Here is a 9,660-nt window from a genome sequence, read left to right on the forward strand (position 1 = left end):
CCATGTCGGCCCGCCAGCCACTCGGTGACTGCCCCGTCAGCCGCTGGAAGAAGCGCGTGAAGTAGGCCGGGTCTGCAAAGCCCAGGCCATCGGCGATCTGGCGTACCTGCAACGTCGTATAGCTCAGTTCACGCTTGGCCTCCAGCAACAGGCGCTGGTGCAGCATGTCCAGCGGCGAGCAGTTCAGATGCTGGCGGCACAGGCGGGTGAGCTGCGTCGTCGTGATGCCCAGCGGCGCCGCCAGCGTGTCCAGGGTCGGGTGGCTGCGGTAGTGGCGCTCGACCTGCTCGCGGTAGCGGGCCAGATGCTGCATGGCCCGACCTTCGGGCTCGGCAGTTTCCGCCGCTTCCGCAGCAAGCGCAGGCAGCCGGGCTATGAGGGCGGCTGCCATCAGCACAGCGCCGTCAAGCACCTGGGCGCGCCAGGGTGACGTGCCAGCGTAATCGGCACGCAGCACGCGGGCAATCGCAAGTAGCGTCTGCGCGTGGGGTGAGCCGGCTTCCAATGCCACGCCGCGCGAGGCTCCCAAGCCTTCCCAGAGGCCGCGCGAGCCGCCGATCAGACTCCTGATCCGCGCCTGGTCCAGCGTGATGACGTGCCCCTCAGTTTCCGGCGAGAACGCGAAGCCATGCACCACCAGCATCGGTACCCAGACGACGGCGGGCGCACGCAGCTCCAGCAGCTGCCCGTCGATCTGCACGCGCGCCGTGCCGGACTCGATCAGCAGCAGCTGCACCAGCGTTGCATGCCGGTGCGGCTGGATTTCCCAATTGTGCAATCGGCTGCGGTCGGCGATGGACTCCATGTGGAGACCATCCAGCGCTTCATCCCGCCCCARCTCGCCATAAAGCTCATACAGAGGTGGTGAGGAACGGGCTTGAGACCTTGACATAGGTTCGAATTGTGCAAGCGCACGTTCCTGTCGTCCATTGTTCCTACACCCCCACCGACCTACGCTCACAGGTATCTGACAAGAACGGAGCGAGACATGAAGACATTGCGCACCCAGGTGCTCATCGTCGGCGCGGGGCCGTCGGGTTTGCTGCTCGGCCAATTGCTGCACAAGGCCGGCGTGGCCAACCTGATCGTCGAACGCCAGACGGGCGACTATGTGCTCGGCCGCATCCGCGCCGGCGTGCTGGAGCAGACCACCGTCGACCTCCTGGATCAGGCCGGTGTCGGCGCGCGCATGCATGCCGAAGGTCTGGTGCACCACGGCTTCGAGCTGATGTTCGACGGCCAGCGCCATCACATCGACCTGAGCCGGCTGACCGGCGGCAAGTCGGTCATGGTCTATGGCCAGACCGAGGTGACGCGCGACCTGATGGAAGCCCGCGCCGCGGTGGGCGAACAGACGCTGTATTCAGCCTCCGATGTGGAGCTGTTCGGCTTCGACGGCGATGCACCCGGTGCGCGCTGCACGGTGAATGGTGAGCGCATTGAAATCCTGTGCGACTACATCGCCGGCTGCGACGGCTATCACGGCGTCAGCCGCGCCAGCGTGCCGGCGGACGCCATCCAGACGCACGAGAAGGTCTACCCCTTTGGCTGGCTGGGCATGCTGAGCGACACACCGCCGGTCTCGCACGAGCTGATCTACGGCCGCCACGAGCGCGGCTTCACGCTGTGCAGCATGCGCTCAAGCACACGCAGCCGCTACTACCTGCAGGTGCCRCTGACCGAGCAGGTGGGCGACTGGAGCGACGAACGCTTCTGGAACGAGCTGCGCGCGCGCATGGACCCTGCGGCGGCGGCGGCCCTCGTCACCGGCCCTTCACTGGAAAAGAGCATCGCGCCGCTGCGCAGCTTCGTTGCCGAGCCGATGCGCTTTGGCCGCCTCTTCCTGGCGGGCGACGCCGCCCACATCGTGCCGCCCACGGGGGCCAAGGGGCTGAACCTGGCGGCGTCCGATGTGCGCTACCTGTCCCAGGCGCTGATCGAGCACTACCGCGAGAAGAGCGAGGCCGGCATCGTGCACTACTCGTCGCGCTGCCTGTCGCGCATCTGGAAGGCCGAGCGCTTCTCCTGGTGGTTCACAAGCCTGATGCACAACCTGCCGCACGAGCCCGAGATCGACGCCAAGCTGCACCGCGCCGAGCTGGAATACGTGGTCAGCTCCGAGGCTGCCATGACGTCGATGGCGGAGAACTACGTCGGCCTGCCCTGGTAGGGCTCACGCACCAGCTTCATCAGCAGCGCCGCCGTCCGCTGCGTCAGCGGCGTCGAGCGCTTCAGCGCCGGCGTGACCAGACACAGTGTCGTCTTCACATCGCTGGCCTTGAAGCGGGTGACGGCCAGGCGCTCCGGATGCTCGAAAGCGCGCAGCAMGTCCTCGCCCAACGCCGCGTGCCCCAGGCCGGCAGCGACCAGGTCGAGGATGGCCGGCACGCTGGACACCTCCCAGTCCACGCGCAACTGCACGCCGGCCATCGCTGCGGCCTCCTCCATGCGCTTGCGGAACACATGGCCCCGCTGCGGCATGATCAACGGCAAGCGCGACAGCTCCTCCAGCGTCAGTGGCCCGCTCGGTGCCGCCTCGGGCGGGCTCAGCAACAGCAGCGACTCCTCGCGCAGCGGCAGGATCTCCAGCGACGGCAGCGGCTCGGGGTTGTAGACCAGCGCCAGGTCCGCCCGGCCCGACACCAGCCACTCGGTGAGGTGGGTCGAGAAGCCTTCCATGATGACCAGGCGCGCCCGCGGGCAGCTGGCGGTAAAACCCCTGATCAACGGCAGCGTGTGCATGCGCGCCTGTGTCGGCGGCATGGCCACGACGATCTGGCCGACCGGCTCGTTGCGGTGCTCGCTGAGGTCCTCGCGTGCCTGCGTTACCAGGTGCAGGATGCCCTGACCATGCTCCAGCAGCCGGCGCCCGGCTTCGGTCAGCGTCACGCCGCGACCATTGCGCAGGAAGAGGGTTTCGTGCAGCTCCGTCTCCAGCGCCCGCACCTGCCGGCTCAGCGCCGGCTGCGCCACGTTCAACACCAGCGCGGCCTTGCTGAAGCTGCCGTGCTCCGCGACCTGGATGAAGTACTCGATCTGGTTCAACGTCATGTGCGCATCTTGGCAGAGCCCATGCCGGATCGCTATAGCTGATAGCAGCAGCCAGACCTAGCGCGACAGAGCTTCACTGCGAAGAATCGCGCCCCATGAGCACCGCCCTCACCCTGATCTCGTCCATGGCCACGCGCCATCTGCTGACGGCACTCGCTCAGGCGCATGCGCAGACCGGCGCGCCCGCCGTGCATCTGGAGTCTGTCGGCGGCGTGGATGCTGCGCGCCGCGTGCAGGACGGCGAGGCCTTCGACCTGGTCGTGCTGGCCAGCGACGCCATCGCCAAGCTGGAGGCCGCCGGCCGCTTGAAGCCCGGCAGCGTGCGGTCGATTGCCGACTCCAGCGTCGCCATCGCCGTGCGCGCCGGCAGCGCGCCGCCCGACATCAGCAGCGAAGCCGCCCTGCGCGCCGCCGTGCTGCAGGCCCGCAGCATCGGCTACTCGACCGGCCCCAGCGGCACGGCCTTGATGCAGCTGTTCGAGCGCTGGGGCTTGATGGACACGCTGAAGGCTCGCCTCGTGSAGGCCCGCCCCGGCGTGCCGGTGGGCAGCCTGGTGGCCAGCGGCGAGGTCGAGCTGGGCTTTCAGCAATTCAGCGAGCTGATGGATGTATCCGGCATCACGCTGCTCGGTGGCATGCCGGCCGAGGCAGACATCGTCAGCCGCTTCAGCGGCGCCGTCACGGCCAATGCAGCCCAACCCGACGCGGCCCAGGCGCTGCTGGACTTCATGGCCAGCCCGGCCACCGAAGCACTCAAACGGCAACACGGCATGCGGGCAGTCCACGGCCCGCGCTGACCTCAAAGACAACAGGAGACAAGCTTGCAGACCTCACCGATCCCCACTCCCGGCGCCCGCGCCGTGGACGTGCAGCGCCTCATCGACGACCACCCGCTGTCCCGCTGGCAATGGGTGGTCTTCGCGCTGTGCTTCTTCGTCGTGCTGCTGGACGGCTTCGACACCGCGGCCATCGGCTACATCGCGCCGTCGCTGATCAAGGACTGGGGCGTCACCAAGCCCATGCTGGCGCCGGTGCTGAGCGCCGCCCTCTTCGGCCTGGCCGCCGGCGCGCTGTTGTCCGGCCCCATCGCCGACCGGCTGGGCCGCAAGCGTGTGCTGACGGTGACGGTGCTGCTCTTCGGCGTCGCCACGCTGGCCTCGGCCTTCGCCACCAACCTGACGGAACTCAGCGTGCTGCGCTTCATCACCGGCCTGGGCCTGGGCTCGGCCATGCCCAGCGCCGTCACGCTGATGAGCGAGTACTGTCCCACGGCGCGCCGTTCCACGCTGACCAACCTGATGTTCTGCGGCTTCCCGCTGGGCGCGGCCTTCGGTGGTTTCCTGGCCGCGTGGATGATCCCGCAATGGGGCTGGCAGAGCGTGCTGGTGCTGGGCGGCATCGCGCCGCTGCTGCTGACGGTCGGCCTGCTGACGCTGCTGCCCGAGTCGGTGCGCTTCATGGTCACGCGCCGCCAGCCGGTCGAGCGCATCCGCGCCGCACTGGCCCGCATTGCCGGCCCGCAGGTGCACCAGATCGAGCGCTTCACGCTCAGCGAGACCCGCGTCGTTACCAACGAGCGCGGCGGCCTGGCGCAAGTGCTGGCCCGCTCCTACCGCCTGGGCACGCTGATGCTGTGGGTGGCCTACTTCATGGGCCTGGTGATCTTCTATGCGCTGATCAACTGGATGCCGCTGCTGTTCAAGGAGGCCGGCATCGAGCCCCGCACCGCGACGCTGATCTCCGCCCTCTTCCCGCTCGGCGGTGTGGGCGCCGTGTTCTTCGGCTGGCTGATGGACCGCGTGGAGCCCAACCGCATCGTCGCCCTGGGCTTTGCGCTGACGTCGGTGGCCATCTGGTCCATCGGCCAGATGACGGGCAACGTGGCTGCGCTGGTTGTCTGCGTCTTCCTGGCCGGCGTGCTGATGAACACCGCGCAGTCCTCGCTGCCGGCGCTGGCCGCGGCCTTCTACCCCACCAACGCCCGCGCCACCGGCGTGTCGTGGATGCTGGGCATCGGCCGCTTCGGCGGCATCCTGGGCTCGCTGCTGGTGGCCCAAATGGCTGCCATGCATGCCAGCATCGGCACCGTCTTCCTGGTGCTGGCCGTGCCCGGCGCCCTCGCCGCCGCAGCGCTGTGGATCAAGCGTGATGCCGATGGCTTTGCCGACGACCGCGATGCCCGCACGGCGCTCGCGCACTGACAACAAGGAGAAGCTCTGATGATCATCGACGTCCACGGCCACTACACCACCGCACCGGCGGCCCTCGGCGCCTGGCGCGACCTGCAGATCGCCGGCCTAAATGGGAAGCAGGACCCGTCCCGCGCCCCCAAGGCCAGCGAGCTGAAGATCAGCGACGACGAGCTGCGCGAGTCCATCGAGACCAACCAGCTCAAGCTGATGAAGCAGCGCGGCTCGGACTTGACCATCTTCAGCCCGCGTGCCAGCTTCATGGCCCACCACATCGGCGACTTCAACACGTCCGCCACCTGGGCCGCCATCTGCAACGAGCTCTGCTACCGCGTGGCCCAGCTCTTCCCAGATCACTTTGTGCCCGCGGCCATGCTGCCGCAGTCCCCCGGCGTGGACCCGGCCACCTGCATCCCCGAACTGGTCAAGTGCGTGGAGGAGTACGGCAACGTCGGCATCAACCTGAACCCGGACCCCTCCGGCGGTCACTGGACGTCGCCGCCGCTGTCGGACCGGCACTGGTACCCCGTCTACGAGCAAATGGTGGAGTACGACATCCCTGCCATGGTCCACGTGTCGACCAGCTGCAACGCTTGCTTCCACACCACCGGCGCGCACTACCTGAACGCCGACACGACGGCCTTCATGCAGTGTCTGACCAGCGACCTGTTCAAGGACTTCCCGACACTGAAGTTCCTGATCCCGCACGGCGGCGGCGCGGTGCCCTACCACTGGGGGCGCTTCCGCGGCCTGGCCCAGGAACTGAAGAAACCGCTGCTGAGCGAGCACCTGCTGAACAACATCTTCTTCGACACCTGCGTGTATCACCAGCCAGGCATCGACCTGCTGACCAAGGTGATCCCGGTCAAGAACATCCTGTTCGCCAGCGAGATGATCGGCGCCGTGCGCGGCATCGATCCCGAGACCGGCCACTACTACGACGACACCAAGCGCTACGTCGAGGCCACGGCCAATCTCAGCGACGAGGATCGCCACGCCGTCTACGAGGGCAATGCCCGCCGCGTCTTCCCGCGCCTGGATGCGCAACTGAAAGCCAAGGGTCTTTGATATGTACGAACTCGGCGTCGTCTACCGCAACATCCAACGGGCCGATCGCACGGCCGCCGACGGCCTGGCCGCGCTGGGCTCGGCCACCGTGCACGAGGCCATGGGCCGCGTCGGCCTGCTCAAGCCTTATATGCGGCCCATCTACGCCGGCGTGCAGGTGTCGGGCACGGCCGTGACCGTGCTGCTGCAACCCGGCGACAACTGGATGATGCATGTCGCCGCCGAGCAGATCCAGGCCGGCGACATCGTCGTCGCGGCGGTCACCGCCGACTGCACCGACGGCTACTTCGGCGACCTGCTCGCCACCTCCTTCCAGGCGCGCGGCGCGCGTGCCCTCGTCATCGACGCCGGCGTGCGCGACGTGAAGACACTGCAGCAGATGGGCTTCCCGGTCTGGAGCCGCGCAATCAGCAGCAAGGGCACGATCAAGGCCACGCTGGGCTCGGTCAACATCCCCGTCGTCTGCGCCGGCATGTGGGTCACGCCGGGCGATGTCATCGTGGCGGACGACGATGGCGTCGTCTGCGTGCCGTCCGCGCGTGCGGTCGACACGCTGGAAGCCGCCCTCAAGCGCGAGAGCTTCGAAGGCGAGAAGCGCGCCAAGCTGGCTTCCGGCGTGCTTGGCCTCGACATGTACAAGATGCGTGAGCCGCTGGAAAAAGCCGGCCTGCGCTACATCGACTGAAACCATGGACTTCACCAAGACCCCTGGCTGGCTGGACTGGTACGCCGCTCCTTCCAAACCGCGTTTCCAAGTCCCGGCCGGCGCCGTCGACGCGCACTGCCATGTCTTCGGCCCCGGCGCGCAGTTCCCCTTCGCGCCAGAGCGCAAGTACACGCCCTGCGACGCCAGCAAGGAACAGCTCTTCGCGCTGCGCGACCACCTCGGCTTTGCGCGCAACGTCATCGTGCAGGCGACCTGCCATGGCGCCGACAACAGCGCGCTGATCGACGCGCTGCAAAGCTCGGGCGGCAAGGCCCGCGGCGTTGTCACCATCAAGCGCGGCATCAGCGATGCCGAGCTGCAACGCATGCACGAGGCCGGCGTGCGCGGCGTTCGCTTCAACTTCGTCAAGCGGCTGGTGGACTTCACGCCCAAGGATGAGTTGCAGGAGATCGCCGCCCGCATCGCCAGGCTGGGCTGGCATGTCGTCATCTACTTCGAGGCGGCCGACCTGCCCGAGCTGTGGGACTTCTTCACCGCCCTGCCCACCACCGTCGTCGTCGACCACATGGGCCGGCCGGACGTCAGCAAACCAGTGGACGGCCCCGAGTTCGAGCTCTTCCTGAAGTTCATGCGCGAGAACGACAACGTGTGGAGCAAGCTCAGCTGCCCCGAGCGCCTGTCCGTCACCGGCCCGCGCGCGCTGGACCGCGAACAGGCCGCCTATCGTGACGTCCTGCCCTTTGCCCGCCGCGTCATGGATGAGTTCCCTGACCGCGTGCTGTGGGGCACCGACTGGCCCCACCCCAACCTCAAGGACCACATGCCCGACGACGGCCTGCTGGTGGACTTCATCCCGCACATCGCGCCGACCGCCGAGTTGCAGCAAAAGTTACTCGTGACCAACCCCATGCGCCTCTATTGGCCCGAGGAGTCCTGATGCCTCTCGACAAGTCCTACACCGACATCCCCGGCACCACCATCTTCGACGCCGAACAATCCCGCAAGGGCTACTGGCTCAACCAGTTCTGCATGTCGCTGATGAAGGCCGACAACCGCGCCCGCTTCAAGGCCGACGAGCGCGCCTATCTCGACGAGTGGCCGATGACCGATGCGCAGAAGGCGGCGGTGCTGGCACGCGACCTGAACGAATGCATCCGCCTGGGCGGCAACATCTATTTCCTGGCCAAGATCGGCGCGACCGACGGCAAGAGCTTCCAGCAGATGGCGGGCAGCATGACGGGCATGACCGAAGAGGAGTACCGCAACATGATGATCTCCGGCGGCCGCTCCGTAGAAGGCAACCGCCGCGTTGGCGAGGACGGCGACGCGCAGGCGCACCGCCAGCCGCAAGGCAAAGCAGGGAAGAAGTAACCGTGGCCCGCATCACCGCTTCCGTCTACACCTCGCATGTGCCCGCCATCGGCGCGGCACTGGACCTCGGCAAGACCACCGAGCCTTACTGGCAGCCCGTCTTTGCGGGCTATGAACCTTCCAAGCGCTGGTTCGACAACAACCGCCCGGATGTCGTCTTCCTGGTCTACAACGACCACGCGACGGCCTTCAGCCTCGACCTGATTCCCACCTTCGCCATCGGCACCGCGGCCCGCTTCGAGCCCGCCGACGAGGGCTGGGGGCCGCGCCCGGTGCCGCCCGTCATCGGCCACCCTGAGCTGGCCGCGCACATCGCCCACAGCGTCATCCAGGATGACTTCGACCTGACCATCGCCAACAAGATGGACGTGGACCACGGCCTGACCGTGCCGCTGTCGTTGATGTGCGGCYAGCCCGACCCGGTGAAAGGCGCCTGGCCCTGCACCGTCATCCCGTTCGCGGTCAATGTCGTGCACTACCCGGTGCCGTCGGGGCGGCGCTGCTTCATGCTGGGCCAGGCCATCCGGCGTGCGGTCGAGTCGTTCGGGCCGGACCTGAATGTGCAGATCTGGGGCACCGGCGGCATGAGCCACCAGTTGCAAGGCCCGCGTGCCGGTCTCATCAACCGCGAGTGGGACACCCGCTTCCTGGACCGCCTGATCGCCGAGCCCGACGCCCTGTCGCGCGTGCCGCATGACGAGTACGTGCGAGAGGCCGGCTCCGAAGGCATCGAGCTCGTCATGTGGCTGATCGCCCGCGGCGCGATGGCCGACGTCAACGGTGGCGCGGCCCCGCACGTCGCGCATCGCTTCTATCACGTGCCTGCCTCGAACACGGCGGTCGGCCATCTGATTCTGGAGAACACATGACTCAACCAATTCGTGTTGCCCTCGCCGGCGCCGGCGCCTTCGGCATCAAGCACCTGGACGGCATCAAGAACATAGCCGGCGTCGAAGTCGTCTCGCTGATCAGCCGTGACCTGGACAAGACCCGCGAGGTGGCGAACAAGTACGGCATCAAGCACGTCACGACCGACCTGGCCGATGCGCTGGCACTGCCCGAGGTGGATGCCGTCATCCTGTGCACACCCACGCAGATGCACGCCAGCCAGACMCTGGCCTGCCTGAAGGCCGGCAAGCATGTGCAGGTGGAGATTCCGCTGTGCGACGTGCTGGCCGATGGCGAAGAGGTCATCGGCGTGGCGAAGCAGTCGGGCCTGGTCGCGATGTGCGGCCACACGCGGCGCTTCAACCCCAGCCACCGGTGGGTTCACAAGAAGATCACGACAGGCGAGTTCAACGTCCAGCAGATGGA

General features: G+C 67.4%; 11 protein-coding genes. 9 read left to right on the top strand and 2 right to left on the bottom strand.

The annotated features are described in order from the left end of the window. On the bottom strand, nt 1-805 hold an 805-nt coding region (locus tag ACXJKR_RS15735; protein WP_457323619.1), incomplete at its 3' end, for a helix-turn-helix domain-containing protein. 192 nt (nt 806-997) lie between these two features. Here ACXJKR_RS15735 and pobA point away from each other — a divergent pair. After that, nucleotides 998-2,170: a 4-hydroxybenzoate 3-monooxygenase gene (pobA, locus tag ACXJKR_RS15740; RefSeq protein WP_457323629.1), complete on the top strand. Its 1,173-nt coding sequence runs from the start codon at nt 998-1,000 to the stop codon at nt 2,168-2,170. Here pobA and ACXJKR_RS15745 read toward each other — a convergent pair. After that, a complete protein-coding gene (locus tag ACXJKR_RS15745; RefSeq protein ID WP_457323620.1) occupies nt 2,149-3,051 on the bottom strand; it encodes a LysR family transcriptional regulator in 903 nt (300 codons plus the stop codon). The genes pobA and ACXJKR_RS15745 overlap by 22 nt on opposite strands. A gap of 95 nt (nt 3,052-3,146) precedes the next feature. On the opposite strand from ACXJKR_RS15745, the gene ACXJKR_RS15750 reads away from it, so the two are divergent. From ACXJKR_RS15750 to ACXJKR_RS15785, 8 genes are all read left to right on the top strand, one after another. Next, entirely contained in the window at nt 3,147-3,848 is a 702-nt protein-coding gene (locus ACXJKR_RS15750; protein ID WP_457323621.1) for a substrate-binding domain-containing protein, read from the top strand. A gap of 24 nt (nt 3,849-3,872) precedes the next feature. Then, nucleotides 3,873-5,252: an MFS transporter gene (locus tag ACXJKR_RS15755; protein WP_457323622.1), complete on the top strand. Its 1,380-nt coding sequence runs from the start codon at nt 3,873-3,875 to the stop codon at nt 5,250-5,252. A gap of 18 nt (nt 5,253-5,270) precedes the next feature. Further along, the gene (locus ACXJKR_RS15760; protein ID WP_457323623.1) at nt 5,271-6,308 is read left to right on the top strand and encodes an amidohydrolase family protein; all 1,038 of its coding nucleotides are present in this window, start codon (nt 5,271-5,273) and stop codon (nt 6,306-6,308) included. A gap of 1 nt (nt 6,309) precedes the next feature. Then, nucleotides 6,310-6,993 carry a 4-carboxy-4-hydroxy-2-oxoadipate aldolase/oxaloacetate decarboxylase gene (ligK, locus tag ACXJKR_RS15765; protein ID WP_457323624.1) on the top strand — a complete coding sequence of 228 codons (684 nt, stop codon included), beginning with the start codon at nt 6,310-6,312 and terminating at the stop codon, nt 6,991-6,993. Nucleotides 6,994-6,997: 4 nt separating this feature from the next. Next, the gene (locus ACXJKR_RS15770; protein ID WP_457323625.1) at nt 6,998-7,912 is read left to right on the top strand and encodes an amidohydrolase family protein; all 915 of its coding nucleotides are present in this window, start codon (nt 6,998-7,000) and stop codon (nt 7,910-7,912) included. Next, nucleotides 7,912-8,346 carry a protocatechuate 4,5-dioxygenase subunit alpha gene (gene ligA / locus ACXJKR_RS15775; RefSeq protein ID WP_457323626.1) on the top strand — a complete coding sequence of 145 codons (435 nt, stop codon included), beginning with the start codon at nt 7,912-7,914 and terminating at the stop codon, nt 8,344-8,346. Before ACXJKR_RS15770 ends, ligA begins: the two co-directional genes overlap by 1 nt. Before the next feature lie 2 nt (nt 8,347-8,348). After that, nucleotides 8,349-9,215, top strand: a complete 867-nt coding sequence (locus ACXJKR_RS15780; RefSeq protein WP_457323627.1) for a class III extradiol dioxygenase subunit beta — start codon at nt 8,349-8,351, stop codon at nt 9,213-9,215. Beyond that, nucleotides 9,212-9,660 (top strand): Gfo/Idh/MocA family protein (locus ACXJKR_RS15785; RefSeq protein ID WP_457323628.1); only part of this gene is annotated, 449 nt, incomplete at its 3' end. The genes ACXJKR_RS15780 and ACXJKR_RS15785, both read left to right, overlap by 4 nt.

It is taken from the genome of Roseateles sp. P5_E11 (assembly GCF_054049355.1).

Coding starts and splice junctions, on each gene's coding strand:
- ligA (WP_457323626.1), top strand. CDS start 7,912: ATGCCTCTCGACAAGTCCTACACCGACATCCCCGGCACCACCATCTTC.
- ACXJKR_RS15770 (WP_457323625.1), top strand. CDS start 6,998: ATGGACTTCACCAAGACCCCTGGCTGGCTGGACTGGTACGCCGCTCCT.
- ACXJKR_RS15760 (WP_457323623.1), top strand. CDS start 5,271: ATGATCATCGACGTCCACGGCCACTACACCACCGCACCGGCGGCCCTC.
- ligK (WP_457323624.1), top strand. CDS start 6,310: ATGTACGAACTCGGCGTCGTCTACCGCAACATCCAACGGGCCGATCGC.